Raw genomic sequence first — 16,595 nt, 5'->3', positions numbered from 1 at the left:
ACAGACCTACCGCATTTGGTAGGTCTGTGGAAGTTTTCGTAATTAACCACCAAACTATGTATTTTGGTGGAGACGGAGGGAGTCGAACCCTCGTCCAGACATAACGGCACTTAAGCGTCTACGAGCGTAGTCGATATATTTGCGGTTTCGCTAACTCCTATGCCTATCGACAGGCGTCAGAGCAGCTAGTCTGATTGGTCTCTTCCATCATCCCCAGACGGAGGAATTAGGCGTAGTCCACTAAGAGTGAGTCCCTTACCCTACCACATGGACGATGGAGGGAGGAACAGCTAAGCAGTTATTAAGCTGCTAAAGCTAAGTTATTGTTAGATTTGCCAGTTATTATTGGCGTGACGTTTTTACGAAGACGATCCCTTCGGCCCGCAACCTAAGCTCGAACTATCCCTGTCGAATCCGTAACGTCCCCATGATAAGCCGTATTATACCAGCTAGGGAATACGGGAAGTTTAAAGATAGAATAAGCTTAATTGCTTATGAAGTTTTAAAAGTAAGTTGACTGCCTTACAAAGACTATTATAGCAGATTGACCTAAAATTGCAATTGTAAGGTTTTCCCACTACATTTTCTGACGTTCTCTGAAGGCACGTTCGATATCACGTTTTGCTTCTTTCTTCTTAAGATCCTCACGTTTGTCGTATTTCTTTTTCCCTTTTCCAAGGCCGATTAACACTTTTGCATAACCATTTTTGATGTACATCTTTAATGGTACAAGTGCATAACCCTCTTCTTTTGTGGCCCCAATTAGTTTGGCGATTTCACGTTTTTTTAACAAAAGCTTTCTTGGTCTTAATGGATCATGGTTGTAACGGTTCCCTTGTTCATAAGGACTCACATGCATATTAAGCAAGAAAACCTCACCGCGTTCAATACGTGCGTAAGAATCCTTTAAGTTTACACGTCCATTACGAATTGACTTTATTTCCGTACCTTGAAGGACAATGCCAGCCTCAAATGTTTCCTCAATGGCGTAATCATGATTAGCTTTTTTATTTTGCGCTAATGCTTTTCCCATTCCTTTAGGCATTGTATTCCCTCCCCTCGATATAGCGATACGTACTATTTTAACAAAAAATGGACGGTAACTCAATTATAATACAAAAGCAGGATATGATGTTTACAGTATCGAAACTATTAGGCAAATCGATAGTACGAGGTGAGCTATGGACGTAAAACTAATAGAAAAATCTGCTTTTCAAGGAATAGGTATTATGTGGCAAGGTACATTTAAGCAAGCTGACCAGGGAGATATAAGGAAAGTTCTACATCAATTCCGACAGCAAATTTTGAGCGACCCTGTATTAAAGGATAACCAATCCATCTATGGAATCTCTGTTCACAATATTCCTAACGGGTTTACCTATTATATTTGTGTCGAAGAAAATGATGTATATACATCACATGGACTTTCAGTCTTTGAGTTCGAAGAGAACACATACGCAGCACTTGATTACAAAGGTTCAAAAGTCCAAGAAGCCTACTTTTCCCTTTACAAATGGATCGAAGAGCACGGCTACCAAGTGAATGATCAACACATCGGTCAAATTGATGCTTATCCAATTAGGTATGATCCTTTGAAAGATGATCCTGAACTAACTATTATGGTACCAATTAAGATCTAGGAGAACGAAATGGGGTTAACTTTATTCATATAAAGCCTACCCCATTTTTTCCTTTTATCTCTTTTTCTTTTTCCGCTTTGCTTTTGGAGAATTTTCATAATGCTTTTTCTTCTTTTTGCGTGGTGGACGAGTTGACCATTCTCCATCTCTGTCACTTTCACGTTTTTTTCCATTGGCGCGTGAAGTAGAATCTTTTCTGCCATTCCCCGCCACAATAACTTTTGGTGTTTCTTTAGCCTGAAGTCTTCTTGTCCCTTTCATACCGACAATTTCAAAGTCGATTGAGCGTTCGTCTTTATTTACGTTTACGACACGTACAGTAATTTCATCACCAATGCGGTACACATTTCCTGTACGTTCACCAATCATCGCATAGTGACTCTCATCATAGCGATAATAGTCATCTGTCATATAACTTACGTGGACAAGACCTTCAATCGTATTAGGCAGCTCAACAAACATACCAAAGTTTGTGACAGAGCTGATGATACCGTCGTATTCTTCACCAATTTTATCAAGCATATATTCAGCTTTTTTCAATTCATCTGTTTCACGTTCTGCTTCAACTGCTCTTCTCTCCATATTAGAAGAGTGTTCAGCAATAACAGGAAGACTCTCAGCCCAGCTTGAACGTGTTTCCTCATCGACTTTTCCTTCAATTAAATATGTTCTTATTAATCGATGAACGATTAGGTCAGGATAACGACGAATTGGTGATGTAAAATGTGTATAATACTCTGTTGCAAGTCCAAAATGTCCAAGGCTCTCTGGATCATATTTTGCTTGCTTCATGGAACGAAGCATGACAGTTGAAATCACCGTTTCTTCAGGTGTACCTGAGACTTCCTCTAAAATATTTTGCAGAGCTCTTGGGTGAATATCGTTTCCTGATCCTTTTACTGTATAGCCAAAGTTTGTAATAAACTCTAAGAAACGCTGTAATTTTTCTGCATTTGGATCTTCGTGAATACGATAAATAAACGGTACATTCATCCAGTGGAAATGCTCAGCCACCGTTTCATTTGCTAAAAGCATGAATTCCTCGATAAGACGTTCCGCTACAGAACGCTCACGGAGCACAACCTCTGTAGGATTTCCCTCTTTATCAACAAGGACCTTAGCTTCTTTAAAATCAAAGTCAATCGCACCGCGAGTCATTCTTTTTGTTCGTAACACTTGAGCAAGCTCACCCATGAGTTCAAACATTGGAATTAACGGCTCATATTTTTGTAAAAGCTCTTCATCACGATCCTCTAAAATCTTATTCACATCAGAGTAGGTCATTCGTTCTGTTGTTTTGATGACACTTTGGAAGATTTCGTGATTAACCACAGTTCCTGTTTCATCAACTTCCATTTCACATGATAATGTAAGGCGATCTACCTTTGGATTTAATGAACAAATCCCATTTGATAGTCGATGCGGGATCATCGGAATCACTCGGTCAACTAAGTACACACTTGTCCCGCGGTCTAGAGCTTCCCGATCAATCGGTGACTGTTCTGTTACATAATGACTGACATCCGCGATATGGACACCTAGTTTATAGTTTCCGTTTTCTAACTTTTGAACGGTTACTGCATCATCCAAATCTTTTGCATCTGCTCCGTCAATTGTGACGATTGTTTCGTTTCGAAGATCGCGGCGATCCTTTAGATCTTCTTCTTTTATTGTTTCTGGTACATCGTTTGCTTGTTCCAACGCTTCAACCGGGAATGGACCTGGAAGTCCGTGCTTATGGATGACTGATAAAATATCAACACCAGGATCATTTTTATGACCCAAAATTTCAATCACTTCTCCCTCAGCACTCATTCGTCCCTCAGGGTATGTTGTTAGTTTAACAACAACTTTATGTCCCTCAACCGCTCCATTTGACGCATTTTTCGGAATGAAAATATCATTAGCTATTTTTTTATCATCAGGAATGACAAATCCAAAGTTTTTACTTTCTGTATAGGTACCGACTACTTCGGTTACCCCGCGCTCTAAAATTCTGATAATGGTTCCTTCTTGTCTTGAACCACCTGTTTTGGGGCTAACTCTTACAATAACAACATCTCCATGCATCGCCGTTTTTAGCTCTGTCGGCGGAATAAAAATATCATCTAAGCTTGTATCTTCTGGATCAACAAATGCAAACCCTTTTGCATGACCAATTAATTTCCCCTTTATGAGATTCATTTTTTCTGGCAAGCCATAGCGATTGCTTCGCGTACGAACAACTAATCCTTGGTCTTCCATAACAACTAATGCCTTCACAAAGTCCTTGAACACCGCAGAGTCTTCAATTCCGAATGCTTCTTCAAGCTCCTGAACCGTTAATGGCTTATAGGCCTCTTCCTTCATAAAAGACAGAAGCTTATCAATATGTACTTGAATGTCTTGGTCCATGTCATCATCCTCCTTATATTTTTTATGTTTACCAATCAAGGCTCTCTAAAAATTGATACACATCCTCGTGCAATTGGTCACGCTCTTTATCAAGTGTGATCACGTGCCCGGATTCCTCGTACCATTTTATTTGTTTATGATCATTTTCTACTTCGTTATAAATAATATTTGCACTATCCGTGTTAATCATGTGATCATGTCTAGCTTGTACAACAAAGGTTGGCGAGTAAATCATATCCACATTATTACGCACATCTGCAATTAACTCCTGCAACGCTTTTAATGTATTCATAGGCGTTTTTTCGAATTCCTTCATCTCTTCTTCAATTTGCTCTGGAGTTTTTCCTTCAAACTTCTTATAGTTTCTAGCATACTCAAGTACGCCTTGATACATAACTTCCTCACTTTTAATATACATTGGCGCACACATTGGAATAATACCCTTAACTGGCATTGTATAACCTAATTTTAAGGAAAACACTCCACCAAGAGATAAGCCCCCAACAGCAATATCTTCAAATCCCATTTGTTTTAAATGCTCATACCCCTCTTCGACATCCTTCCACCAATCTTCGGGCCCTGTGTGAACAAGCTCTTCTGGCGGTACTCCATGTCCTTTGTATTGTGGGGCGTGACAGGTATACCCTCTCTCACTTAAGTAGCGCGCAAGCATACGTACATCTGCTGTATTTCCTGTAAATCCGTGTAATAACAACACGGCTTTGTCTCCACCTTCAAACGTAAATGGCTTTGGTAAAACTCTTTTCATTTCTTTGTGACTCCTTCTACATCTTTTATTTAGTTTAACCCAGATGGGCTTTCAGTATTACTTACAGTATGTATACTATTTTAAACAAACTTACTAGAGCTTGACCAATATGTTCACTTAAGAACAAAAGCGCAAGCGCCCGTTTAGCAACGTATGAACTGGAGCACTCCGTATGAGATAAAGGAAACACGAAGAGCGATAGCGATTCGATGTTGACTTATCGTAAGGAGGAGTGTGAAGTTCACTAGTTGCTGGGAGCTGGAGCTGGATGCCGTGCGCTTATCCACAGTACAAGAATTTTATAATTTCCTAGATGATAAAAAAAAGAGCCTGTTTCTACAGACCCTTACTCTTTATCATTATTGTACGACATATGCCACTAAAACTGTCAAAACAAAAAATAATACGGATAATACAATCGTTGCGCGGTGTAAAATTAAATCCAAACCACGAGCCTTCTGCTTACCAAAAAGCTGCTCAGCACCACCAGAGATCGCACCTGATAATCCTGCACTTTTACCAGATTGTAATAACACAACTGTAATTAAAGCGATAGAAACGAGAACAAGTAGAATAATTAATGCTGTATGCATGAGTTGACACCTCCTGAAATGCGCACAAATAGATAGTTTAAATGTACCATAAGTGGGTGGGGGATACAATATTAAGTTGGAAATGGTGGGTAATTAGGGAGCAAGGTTTGAAATTTGTTGTGTTATTTTCGATTTTGGGGGCTTTTTCTCGATAATAAGAATTTATAATCTATTCTTGGATTATATTTTCGATTATCAAGATTTATTCACTATTAGACATTTTTCGACACACTTCACCCCACTCCTTTAAATAGTAAACCCTTCCTTTCTTTTCCCCACTATACGGCAGGTTCATTGATTTCAGTAATCTACTTGCCGATGCTACAGAGTCTATTGATAGAAAATCTCTTAGTTCACAATTTGTTATTTTTGGCTTAATAAGTAATTTATAATCATTAAGAGCTGAAATATGGGCTTGTTTGTCTTTATTTTGACAAGCTGGGCAGTGCCAATTTGCTTTTATTCTAACGAGAGGGAGTGATCCACAGTGCTTACATATCGCTCCTTTTAATAGCTCGCTTTCATTAAGTTTAAACCTTTCAAGTATAGAGGAATCTCTTTCAGTATGTTGCTTAATTAATTTGCGAGAAATTTTTTTCAGTTCTTTTTCATCAAGTGTGTGCTTGTTTTGGGATTTTACTAAAAGAGGTATTTTGGTAGGTAAATCTTCTTTGTGGATAATTTTTTGATGAAGGAATTTCTCTTGTGCAGAGGTGCGGATAATTGAATAAGGATTGCTAATAACGACTAGTGAAGTGATGTTTATTGGATTTAATTTATTTTGCAATAACCACTCTTTTAGCTGTAATTCATGACGCTCTAATTGTGTTAGTGGATAAGGATATCCTTTTTCAACTCCATCCTTTATTTGAATAAGCTGTTTAAATTCTGGATCAAAGAAGATAGTCCCGGAATAATTTTTCACTTCGAGGATAATTGCCACTTTTGAAGTTAAAATCAATGTATCTAGTTGAAAATAGTGTTTGTTCGTTTTTAGTCTTAGGTTGTGAAAGATATAGTAGTCTTTTTCCTCCAAAAGGCTTAGTGGATATTCAATAGCTAGTTCTCCTTTAAAACCAGCGTTTCTTATATTTAATTCTTCAATAATTTGTGGGACTTTCGAATGGTTTTGAGGTAATCTCTTGAGCAAAGCTTCTAATTGAAGGATAGTACGGGGGATTTCTCGGGTTTTTATGATCATGATCTCACTCCATATTTGGTTTTGCTATATATGTTCCATGCTTTTCCCGGAAGTCCTGCTAAGATCTAAGATTTATTTTCTATTTTTGATTTGATTTTTTCGATTCTAAGAAGTTATTTTCGATTCCGAGAACTTATTCACGATTTCCGACTATTTATCTTCGATTAGACAAAATTCGCCAAAACTCCACACACACAAAAACTGCCGCATAAAGCGGCAGTTCCCTCATCTTACATTATTTCTTTAAGTTATAGAAAGTTTTGATTCCATCGTATCTTGAAGCGTCTTGTAATTGGTCTTCGATACGTAGAAGTTGGTTGTATTTCGCAACACGGTCTGTACGTGATGGAGCACCAGTTTTGATTTGGCCAGCGTTTGTTGCAACCGCGATGTCAGCGATTGTGCTGTCTTCTGTTTCACCAGAACGGTGAGAGATTACTGCAGTGTAACCAGCGCGTTTTGCCATTTCGATTGCTTCGAACGTTTCAGTAAGTGTACCGATTTGGTTAACTTTGATAAGGATTGAGTTACCGATTCCTTTTTCAATACCTTCAGAAAGCTTCTTAGTGTTTGTAACGAATAGGTCGTCACCAACAAGTTGAACTTTACCGCCAAGGCGTTCAGTTAATAGTTTGTGACCTTCCCAGTCGTTTTCATCTAAACCGTCTTCGATAGAGATGATTGGGTATTTAGAAGCCATTTCTTCGTACCAGTCAACCATTTCTGCAGATGTTTTCACAACACCTTCACCAGAAAGGTGGTATTTACCGTCTTCTTTGTTGTAGAACTCAGAAGATGCAGCATCCATAGCTAGCATTACTTGCTCACCTGGTTTGTAACCAGCTTTTTCGATTGCTTCGATGATAGTTTGAAGAGCTTCTTCGTTTGAACCTAAGTTTGGAGCGAATCCACCTTCATCACCTACAGCAGTGTTAAGGCCTTTACCTTTTAATACTGATTTTAGGCTATGGAAGATTTCTGCACCCATACGTAGTGCTTCACGGAAGTTTTCAGCACCTACAGGCATGATCATGAATTCTTGGATGTCAACGTTGTTATCAGCGTGCTCTCCACCGTTAACGATGTTCATCATTGGAACTGGAAGAGTTTTCGCGCTGAAACCGCCAAGATATTGGTATAAAGGAACTTGTAAGTAATCTGCAGCAGCACGAGCAACAGCCATAGATACACCAAGGATTGCGTTCGCACCTAGTTTACCTTTGTTATCTGTACCATCAAGCTCGATTAACGCTTGGTCGATTGCGATTTGCTCAGTTACTTCGAAACCAAGTAATTCTGGAGCGATTAATTCGTTTACGTTTTTAACAGCTTGTAGAACACCTTTTCCTAGGTAGCGTTCTTTATCACCGTCACGAAGCTCAACTGCTTCATATTCACCAGTTGAAGCACCACTTGGTACTAATGCACGTCCCATAGCGCCTGATTCTGTGTGTACTTCTACTTCTACTGTTGGGTTACCGCGAGAGTCTAATACTTCACGAGCATATACGTCTACAATGTATGGCATATTGTTTAATCTCCTTTTTATAAAAAATTTATAGTTTGTTCAATTACGGCATTCCGGGTTCCCCTCTGCGGCCGACTTTGGGGTTCCCTTCTTTGCAAAAGGTCTTACTTCTTAATTAAAGTTGTTCCAGTCATTTCAACTGGTTTATCAATGTTTAATAGATCAAGCATTGTTGGTGCCAGATCTCCTAAAATACCACCGTCACGAAGAGTTACTCCATTTTCAGTCACAATGACTGGTACTGGGTTTGTCGTGTGAGCTGTCATAGGCTCACCTTGCAATGTAACAACTTCGTCTGAGTTACCATGGTCAGCGGTGATGATCGCTTTACCGCCTTTAGCGATAATCGCATCAACAATCTTACCAAGGCACTCATCAACCGTTTCGATTGCTTTGATTGTTGGTTCAAGCATTCCGGAGTGCCCAACCATATCAGGATTAGCAAAGTTCAAAAGAATCGCATCAAATTTGTCAGCTGCAATTTCGCCTAGTAACGCCTCCGTTACTTCGTAGGCACTCATTTCAGGCTGCAAATCATATGTCGCAACTTTTGGAGAATCAATTAAGATTCGTTCTTCACCAGGAAACTTCTCTTCACGTCCACCACTCATAAAGAACGTAACATGTGGATATTTTTCCGTTTCCGCAATTCGAAGCTGTGTAAGGTTGTTTTGTGATAATACTTCACCGAGCGTATTATCAAGGTTTGTTGGCTTGAACGCCACATATCCGTCAACTGTTTCACTGAAGTGTGTTAAACACACAAAGTGAAGGTGTTGAGGATGTTTTTCTCCACGATCAAATGAACGGAAATCTTCATTTGTAAACGTGTTTGAAATTTGAATTGCACGGTCAGGGCGGAAATTATAAAAAATCACCGCATCATTGTCTTGAATTGTAGCTACAGGTGAACCGTCTTCTTTTGTCATAACAGATGGAATCACGAATTCGTCAAAAATTCCATTGTTATAAGAATCCTCGATTAGCTCATCAGGAGTGCTGTAAGTAGGACCTTCACCGTAAACCATCGCACGGTAAGACTTTTCTACACGATCCCAACGCTTATCTCGGTCCATTGAATAGTAGCGTCCAGACAATGTTGCAATTTCCCCGACACCGTATTCTTTGATTTTTGCTTGAAGTTCATCCAAGTAAACTTTTGCCGTTTTCGGACCAACATCACGACCATCTAGGAAACCATGGATGTAAACTTTTTCAACGCCTTCTTTAGCTGCTAGCTGTAAAAGTGCATATAAATGTTGAATATGGCTATGAACTCCACCATCAGATAAAAGACCGAATAGGTGAAGGCTTGTGCCATTTTTCTTTACATGATTAATTGCTTCTGTGAATGTTTCATTTTTCTCAAATTCACCTTCACGGATCGCAACATTTACACGAGTTAAGCTCTGGTACACAACACGTCCAGCCCCAATGTTTAAGTGACCAACCTCAGAGTTCCCCATTTGCCCTTCAGGTAGACCAACGGCTTCACCGGAAGCTGTTAGTTGAGCGTGCGGGTACTGATTCCAATAGCGATCAAAGTTAGGTTTTTTCGCATGTGCAACAGCATTCCCTTGTGTTTCCTGGCGGCATGCAAATCCGTCAAGAATAATCAATGCAACTGGTGCTTTACTCATTGCTGCTACCCTCCAAAAGTTGAAGGAAAGATTGTGCTTCTAAGCTAGCTCCACCAACTAATGCACCATCGATATCAGGCTGTGCCATATATTCTTTAATGTTAGCTGGTTTTACGCTGCCGCCGTATTGAATGCGAACTGCTTGTGCAACGTCAGATGAAAATTGTTCTGCAACTACTTGACGGATGTGTGCACATACTTCATTTGCATCTTCAGCAGATGAAGATTTACCAGTTCCGATTGCCCAAATTGGCTCATACGCAATAACAGTTTCTTTTACTTGATCTTCTGATAAACCTTGTAAAGCTTTCTTTACTTGGTCTCCAACAAGATCATTTGTTTTACCTGCTTCACGCTCTTCTAATGTTTCACCACAGCAAACGATTGGTGTTAAACCATGTTTGAATGCAGCTAGAGTCTTTTTGTTAACTGTTTCATCAGTTTCAGCGAACATTTCTCTGCGCTCAGAGTGTCCTAAGATCACGTAGCTAACACCTAAATCTTTAAGTGCAACAGGGCTAATTTCGCCAGTGAACGCTCCATTTTCTTCAAAGTGCATGTTTTGTGCACCTACTTTTAGGTCACTGCCTTCTGTTAAACCTACAAGGCTTTCTAAAAATAGAGCTGGAGCACAAACTACTGAGTCCACATTTTCTGCGTTAGGTACCAGGCTTTTTACTTCTTCAACAAAGCTTCTAGCTTCAGAAGAGACTTTGTTCATTTTCCAGTTACCTGCGATAATTGGTTTTCTCATTTCCTACACCATCCTCATTGCATACAACATGTTTGAAGTCAGGTAGATGCTGCGACTAACCCAGTATCTTTCAAACGTTTTGTATTATTTTTTATTTATCGTTTAATGCTACTACACCTGGAAGCTCTTTACCTTCCATAAATTCAAGAGATGCTCCACCGCCTGTTGAAATGTGGCTCATTTTGTCAGCCAAATTGAACTTTTCGACAGCGGCAGCTGAATCTCCTCCTCCGATAACGGAATATGTATCATTTGCCTCAGCTAATGCTTCTGCAACTGCTTTTGTACCACCCGCGAATGTATCTAATTCGAATACACCCATTGGTCCGTTCCAGATCACAAGCTTAGAGTTTTTGATCACGTCAGCGTAGATTTCACGTGTTTTAGGACCTGCATCAAGACCTTCCCAATCACTTGGGATACTGTCAATTGATACAACTTGTGTGTTTGCATCATTTGAGAAATCATCAGCTACAACTACATCTACAGGCATGTAGAAGTTTACGCCTTTTTCTTTTGCTGTATCAAGGTATGATTTCGCTAAATCAATTTTGTCTTCTTCTAATAGTGATTTACCAACATCATGGCCTAAAGCTTTGATGAAAGTGTAAGCTAATCCGCCACCAATGATTAAGTTGTCCACTTTATCAAGTAAATTATCGATTACACCAATTTTATCTTTAACTTTTGCTCCACCAATGATTGCTGTGAATGGACGATCTGGATTAGAAAGTGCTTTACCTAATACTTCAAGCTCTTTTTCCATTAAGAAACCAGCAACTGCTGGGATATGTTTTGCAATCCCTTCAGTAGAAGCATGTGCACGGTGTGCTGCTCCGAACGCATCGTTTACATAAACATCAGCAAGGTCAGCAAATGCTTTTGCTAATTCTGGATCATTTTTCTCTTCACCAGCATAGAAACGTACGTTTTCTAGTAATAGAAGTCCGCCTTCTTCTAATTTAGCAATTTCAGCTTTAACCGCATCGCCGTAAGCTTCATCTGTTTTTACAACATTTTTACCAGAAAGCTCTTGTAGTTTTTCTGCTACAGCATTTAAGCGTAACTCTTCAACTACTTCACCTTTTGGACGCCCTAAGTGACTAGCTAGTACAACTTTTGCACCTTGTTCACTTAAGTATTGAATTGTTGGTAAAGCTGCACGAATACGTGTTTCATCTGTAACTTGTCCATCCTTCATCGGTACGTTAAAATCAACGCGACAAAAGACGACTTTCCCTTTTACATCAATGTCTTTAACTGACTTTTTGTTCATGAAAAGCCCTCCCTAAATTGAAATGCGTAAGCGCCTTGTTCAGCCTCGACAAGCACAAGACAAGCCTCACAGAAAGGTGTACTTTACCTTTCAGTGAGGATTGGCTTGTGACTCGAGGGCCTAGGCGCTGCAGCTAGACACCAAAACTTAGTATAAAGCCTATGTTTCTAAAATAAAAGGGAAAGGGGATGATCCCCTTTCCCCATTGGTTTATAGCTATATAGTTCGATAACTCTTAAGAATTAAAGACCTTTAGAAGCTAGGTAGTCAGCAAGGTCAACTACGCGGTTAGAGTAACCACTTTCGTTGTCATACCAAGAGATTACTTTTACCATTTGGCCTTCCATTACCATTGTTGATAATGCATCAATTGTAGAAGAGTTGATGTTACCATTGTAGTCACCAGATACTAATGGCTCTTCGCTGTATCCAAGGATACCTTTAAGATCGCCTTCAGCAGCTTCTTTTAATGCTGCGTTTACTTCGTCAACAGTTACTTCTTTCTCTAACTCAGCAACTAAGTCAACTAAAGAAACGTTTGGAGTTGGAACACGCATAGCGCCACCGTTTAATTTACCTTTTAATTCAGGTAATACTAGAGAAACAGCTTTCGCAGCACCAGTTGAAGTTGGGATGATGTTCTCAGCTGCCGCACGAGCACGACGGTAGTCTTTATGTGGTAAGTCTAGGATTTGTTGGTCATTTGTGTATGAGTGAACAGTTGTCATCATTCCACGTTTGATACCGAATTTATCGTTTAATACTTTAGCAAATGGAGCTAAGCAGTTAGTCGTACAAGATGCGTTAGAGATTACATCGTGGCTAGCAGCATCGTATTTATCTTCGTTAACACCCATAACGATTGTGATATCTTCGTCGCTTGCTGGAGCAGAGATGATAACTTTTTTAGCGCCTGCTTCTAAGTGTTTCGCAGCATCTGCACGTTTTGTGAAGAAACCAGTAGATTCAACAACGATTTCAACACCTTGAGCACCCCAAGATAATTTTGCTGGGTCACGCTCAGCTGAAACTTGGATTGTTTTTCCGTCAACAACAAGGTTGTTACCGTCAACAGAAACTTCTGCATCTAATTTTCCGTGTACAGAATCATATTTTAAAAGATGAGCTAACATGTTAGCATCTGTTAAGTCGTTAACTGCTACTACGTCAACGTTAGGATTTTTTAAAGCTGCACGGAATACATTACGTCCAATACGACCAAAACCATTAATACCGATTTTTACTGCCATGATTAATTTCCTCCTTTAATTTGTCCATGATTATATCTTGGACACTTTCATAAGAAATGGTTCTACTCTTAAAGAGTAAGAACTTTTTATAATCAGGGAGTGTTAATCCCTTATTAACTCATTTGCTGCCGCTTCATCTGTTATAAGAACAGAATCCAGCGATTGTTTCATATAGGCTTTAATCGCCTTTGCTTTTGAGGCCCCGCCTGCTACAGAGATAACAGATGGAATTTCCTCGATGTCATCTAATTGAATACCGACCGTCTGAACTTTATGTACAATCTCACCTTGCTGGTCAAAATAGTAACCAAACGCTTCAGCAACAGCCTTTCCTTCGATAATCTTCCGAAAATGTTCCTTCGGAGTTTTTCGACGTTCCGCCATTGTTTTAGCGTCCCCTATTCCATGAACGACCATACTGGCTGATTTCAAGATTGTTAAAGTTTCTTTAATCGACGGTTCTTCAATAATGGCCTGGTAGGCATCTTTACTAAGTTGTTGATCAGGTGCATACAGAAGTCGATAATTTCCACTCGCACGCTCGGCCATTTTGGCACAAATTGTGTTCGCTTGATTTTCAACTGTTTCCCCTAATCCTCCACGTGCCGGGACGAATAAAGTATCGCGGATTTTACTGTCGGGAGTCATCATTTCGGCAACTGCTGCAAGTGTCGTTCCGCCGGTAACAGCGACGATATTATTGCCCGTTAAACGCTCCTTTATACATGTTACACATGCTCTTCCCATTTCTTTTTTAACCCATGGAGATTGATCACTATCACCTGAGACAACAATGACTCTGTTTAAATTGAATTTCTCCTTTAATGTATTTTCCAAAGAAGACAATCCTAAAACATCTTTCATCATTTCTTCGAGGTGAATTAGTAAAGACGTTCCCTCATCTGTCAAGGTCATACCTGAAGTTTGAATGTCAATCAGATTTTGATCCTTCAGAAACTGAACTTCATTTCTTAAAATTCTTTCACTAATGCCCAGGCTAATTGAGAGACTTCTGCGTCCAATCGGCTGCATTAATCGTATGTACTGAAGGATTTGATAGCGTTTTTGCATAACCTGCAAGAGGTCAGGCAATAATTTCTTTTGTACTGTGATAAGTGATTTCATTTTTGCTATCCCTCTCTGAGTCGATATGGACTAAAATGGTCCCTCTGTGACGTATTATGTCCCACCATCTCAAAAAAAAATCTCCCTTGCCATAATTTTATTTTAACAGGGGAAAATGGCATATTCAAGAAATGTTTACTGACTTTTTAAAGTAATCGCTTTCTTATGGAATCTTTATCCAAAATTCCGTATGTGACCACTTCTTCTGCTATTTCTACGACTGGAATCATAATTTGAAACTTCTCCAAAAGCTCATCATCTTGATAAATATCGACTACTTTATACTCAAAATCAAACTCTTCTTGTAATTCATGAATAATGGCCAATCCTTTATCACACAACGAACAATTTTCTTTCGAATAAAAGATTACTTTCTTCACAGCTGCTTAGCACTTCCATTTCGTAATTAATATTCTTTCCTTATTGAAGATATTGGAATATTTAATTGTTCACGATACTTTGTTACCGTTCTTCTGGAAATATCAATATCATACAACGTTTTAAGGGTATTGGCTATTTTTTGATCTGACAATGGCTTTTTCTTATTCTCTGAATCTATCACTTCCTTAAGCTTCAATTTCACTGATGAAGCAGAAACATCTCCTTGATCTTCTGATAACTTTGTTGAGAAAAAAGACTTCATATTCATTAGTCCATGCGGGGTTTGCACAAACTTGTCTTTTACTGTACGACTGACAGTTGATTCATGGATGTCTAACGTATCTGCAATATCTTTTAATGTTAAGGGCTTTAATGCACCTTTCCCTTTAGTGAAAAAATCAATTTGCCTTTTTAAAATTTCATTCATTACATTGATCATTGTTTCTTTTCTTTGTTCAATAGCCCGCACAAGCCATTTACCTTGAGTGACATTTTTGGCGTAATAGCTTTTCGTTTCTTTATCAATTGTAAACGAGCCGCTCGCCACAGAAGGATCATGAACCATTAGTTGCGGGATGATTTTATCATTGTACACGATATGCCAGGCACCATTTACTTCCTTTATCATCATATCAGGTGTCACATATGTGCTCTCATCCACTCCATACTTTAACCCGGGTCTAGGTTCCAGTTGTTTAATGATTTCATGAATTTCTTGTATGTGAGTCATTTTTATTTTTAAGATCTTGGAAAGTTCTTTCCAAGACTTTTCAGCAAATAAACGAAAATGGTCAGAGATAATCGTTTCCGCCAGCTGATTTCTGGTTTTTAGTCGTCTTAGTTGCAGTAAAATGCACTCCTGAAGAGAACGGGCACCGACTCCTGCCGGCTCTAAGCTTTGAAGAAAATACAATTTACTTTCAAGTACTTCTTCGTCTACATTCATGATAAGAGCCAGTTCTTCAAGTGAGTCTTTTATATACCCGTTTGAATCCAATGCATGAATAAGTAGTTCAAGGCAAGCACGGTCTTGCTTTGATAATGAAAAATCTATCAACTGATCGCGCAGATGATCACGAAGATTTGTTTTTTCTTTTACGGTATTTTCAATGAAGGATTGCTTGTTTGAGGAAGATCTTGACTGCCGAAAAGGTGACTGCCTGCTCTCCTTTACTTCAATTAGAGGATTTTCTAGTGTAAGCTCTCGAACATATGAAAGCAAATCTGCCGAGGAATATTGCAAAAGTGAGATGGCTTGTTGCAGTTCTTGAGTCATATTAAGTTTTAAACTCTGTTGGTGCACTAAATCCATTTTCATTTTAGTTTCCTCCTACTTTACATTCTATACGCAATTGTGAATAAAGTGCTCAGAACACAAACGGAAAGCGTTTTCAACAAAATGTTGGTTGCTATACTTATTCAGACCTTTTACAAACTCCTACATACTATCCTACTACATGCTTATGATTCTGTAATTAAAAAATGCAAAATTTACGATGTGAATGATCATCCCATCCAATTTTTCTTTGTACACATATCAATGTACTTGAATACTTTATTTTTCAATAGATGGTTATCTTTGAAAATGGTATATTATTTTTAGAAAAAGATAATAAACTTTTACTGTTTATTCATTTAAAGGAGTTACTTCGATGCAATATAAAAGGAAAGAACCTTTTCGATATACATTTAATCCCTCACTTCCATGTATTTTTACTATTGTAGAGATAGATAACGTACCATTTGAATCGAAAAATGCGGAAGGAAATTTAATTGACATTAGTCCAAGTGGTGCAAAATTAGCTTCTAAGCTTGATATACCTATTAACCAAAAAAACATCAATATTAAATTAAGCTTTAAAATTAATTCAGATATGATTTATGCTGTCGGGACTTTAGTTTGGAGAAAAGAATCTCAACTCGGGATTAACTATGGAGTTCAATTCGTAAATGTATCTGTCCTTACAGATGTCATTATAGAAGAATTAAAGATGTATGCTAAGCAAAAAAAATAAAACTATTTTTATAAAAAAAGCAAGCTACT

General features: G+C 38.7%; 15 protein-coding genes and 1 other RNA gene. 2 read left to right on the top strand and 14 right to left on the bottom strand.

Going from position 1 to position 16,595, the window contains the following annotated elements:
- Nucleotides 1-64 precede the first annotated feature (64 nt).
- Nucleotides 65-427: a transfer-messenger RNA gene (gene ssrA, locus AC4GZ8_RS14045) on the bottom strand.
- 150 nt (nucleotides 428-577) lie between these two features.
- The gene (gene smpB / locus AC4GZ8_RS14040; protein WP_491082509.1) at nucleotides 578-1,045 is read right to left on the bottom strand and encodes an SsrA-binding protein SmpB; all 468 of its coding nucleotides are present in this window, start codon (nucleotides 1,043-1,045) and stop codon (nucleotides 578-580) included.
- Between the two features lie 136 nt (nucleotides 1,046-1,181).
- Here smpB and AC4GZ8_RS14035 point away from each other — a divergent pair, with 136 nt between their 5' ends.
- On the top strand, nucleotides 1,182-1,640 hold the full coding sequence (locus AC4GZ8_RS14035; RefSeq protein ID WP_491082508.1) for a GyrI-like domain-containing protein: 459 nt from the start codon (nucleotides 1,182-1,184) through the stop codon (nucleotides 1,638-1,640).
- A gap of 54 nt (nucleotides 1,641-1,694) precedes the next feature.
- Here AC4GZ8_RS14035 and rnr read toward each other — a convergent pair whose 3' ends face one another.
- From rnr to rpoN, 12 genes are all read right to left on the bottom strand, one after another.
- Entirely contained in the window at nucleotides 1,695-4,034 is a 2,340-nt protein-coding gene (gene rnr / locus AC4GZ8_RS14030) for a ribonuclease R (RefSeq protein WP_491082507.1), read from the bottom strand.
- 28 nt (nucleotides 4,035-4,062) lie between these two features.
- Nucleotides 4,063-4,803, bottom strand: coding sequence for an alpha/beta hydrolase (locus AC4GZ8_RS14025; protein ID WP_491082505.1), 741 nt, complete (start codon nucleotides 4,801-4,803; stop codon nucleotides 4,063-4,065).
- A gap of 359 nt (nucleotides 4,804-5,162) precedes the next feature.
- Complete coding sequence (gene secG, locus AC4GZ8_RS14020) at nucleotides 5,163-5,396, bottom strand: preprotein translocase subunit SecG (protein WP_491082504.1); 234 nt, start codon at nucleotides 5,394-5,396, stop codon at nucleotides 5,163-5,165.
- 202 nt (nucleotides 5,397-5,598) lie between these two features.
- Nucleotides 5,599-6,597 (bottom strand): nuclease-related domain-containing protein, encoded by a 999-nt coding sequence (locus tag AC4GZ8_RS14015; protein ID WP_491082502.1) that lies wholly within the window; start codon nucleotides 6,595-6,597, stop codon nucleotides 5,599-5,601.
- Nucleotides 6,598-6,832: 235 nt separating this feature from the next.
- Nucleotides 6,833-8,125: a phosphopyruvate hydratase gene (gene eno, locus AC4GZ8_RS14010; protein WP_491082501.1), complete on the bottom strand. Its 1,293-nt coding sequence runs from the start codon at nucleotides 8,123-8,125 to the stop codon at nucleotides 6,833-6,835.
- Between the two features lie 104 nt (nucleotides 8,126-8,229).
- Entirely contained in the window at nucleotides 8,230-9,765 is a 1,536-nt protein-coding gene (gene gpmI / locus AC4GZ8_RS14005; RefSeq protein WP_491082500.1) for a 2,3-bisphosphoglycerate-independent phosphoglycerate mutase, read from the bottom strand.
- Complete coding sequence (gene tpiA / locus AC4GZ8_RS14000; protein ID WP_445089045.1) at nucleotides 9,758-10,519, bottom strand: triose-phosphate isomerase; 762 nt, start codon at nucleotides 10,517-10,519, stop codon at nucleotides 9,758-9,760. Before tpiA ends, gpmI begins: the two co-directional genes overlap by 8 nt.
- 91 nt (nucleotides 10,520-10,610) lie before the next feature.
- Nucleotides 10,611-11,795 carry a phosphoglycerate kinase gene (locus AC4GZ8_RS13995; protein WP_491082498.1) on the bottom strand — a complete coding sequence of 395 codons (1,185 nt, stop codon included), beginning with the start codon at nucleotides 11,793-11,795 and terminating at the stop codon, nucleotides 10,611-10,613.
- A gap of 242 nt (nucleotides 11,796-12,037) precedes the next feature.
- The gene (gene gap, locus AC4GZ8_RS13990) at nucleotides 12,038-13,045 is read right to left on the bottom strand and encodes a type I glyceraldehyde-3-phosphate dehydrogenase (protein WP_175640353.1); all 1,008 of its coding nucleotides are present in this window, start codon (nucleotides 13,043-13,045) and stop codon (nucleotides 12,038-12,040) included.
- A gap of 102 nt (nucleotides 13,046-13,147) precedes the next feature.
- Entirely contained in the window at nucleotides 13,148-14,170 is a 1,023-nt protein-coding gene (locus AC4GZ8_RS13985; RefSeq protein WP_491082496.1) for a sugar-binding transcriptional regulator, read from the bottom strand.
- Between the two features lie 146 nt (nucleotides 14,171-14,316).
- Nucleotides 14,317-14,550: a glutaredoxin family protein gene (locus tag AC4GZ8_RS13980; protein WP_491082495.1), complete on the bottom strand. Its 234-nt coding sequence runs from the start codon at nucleotides 14,548-14,550 to the stop codon at nucleotides 14,317-14,319.
- 26 nt (nucleotides 14,551-14,576) lie between these two features.
- Complete coding sequence (gene rpoN / locus AC4GZ8_RS13975) at nucleotides 14,577-15,869, bottom strand: RNA polymerase factor sigma-54 (protein WP_491082494.1); 1,293 nt, start codon at nucleotides 15,867-15,869, stop codon at nucleotides 14,577-14,579.
- A 334-nt stretch (nucleotides 15,870-16,203) separates the two neighbouring features.
- On the opposite strand from rpoN, the gene AC4GZ8_RS13970 reads away from it, so the two are divergent.
- Complete coding sequence (locus tag AC4GZ8_RS13970; protein ID WP_491082493.1) at nucleotides 16,204-16,566, top strand: PilZ domain-containing protein; 363 nt, start codon at nucleotides 16,204-16,206, stop codon at nucleotides 16,564-16,566.
- Nucleotides 16,567-16,595 lie beyond the last annotated feature (29 nt).

The organism is Metabacillus sp. RB-C-LZQ-3-1, assembly GCF_058315175.1.
The sequence above is the reverse complement of the archived record's forward strand: the minus strand, read 5'-3'. Positions and strand labels throughout refer to the sequence as shown.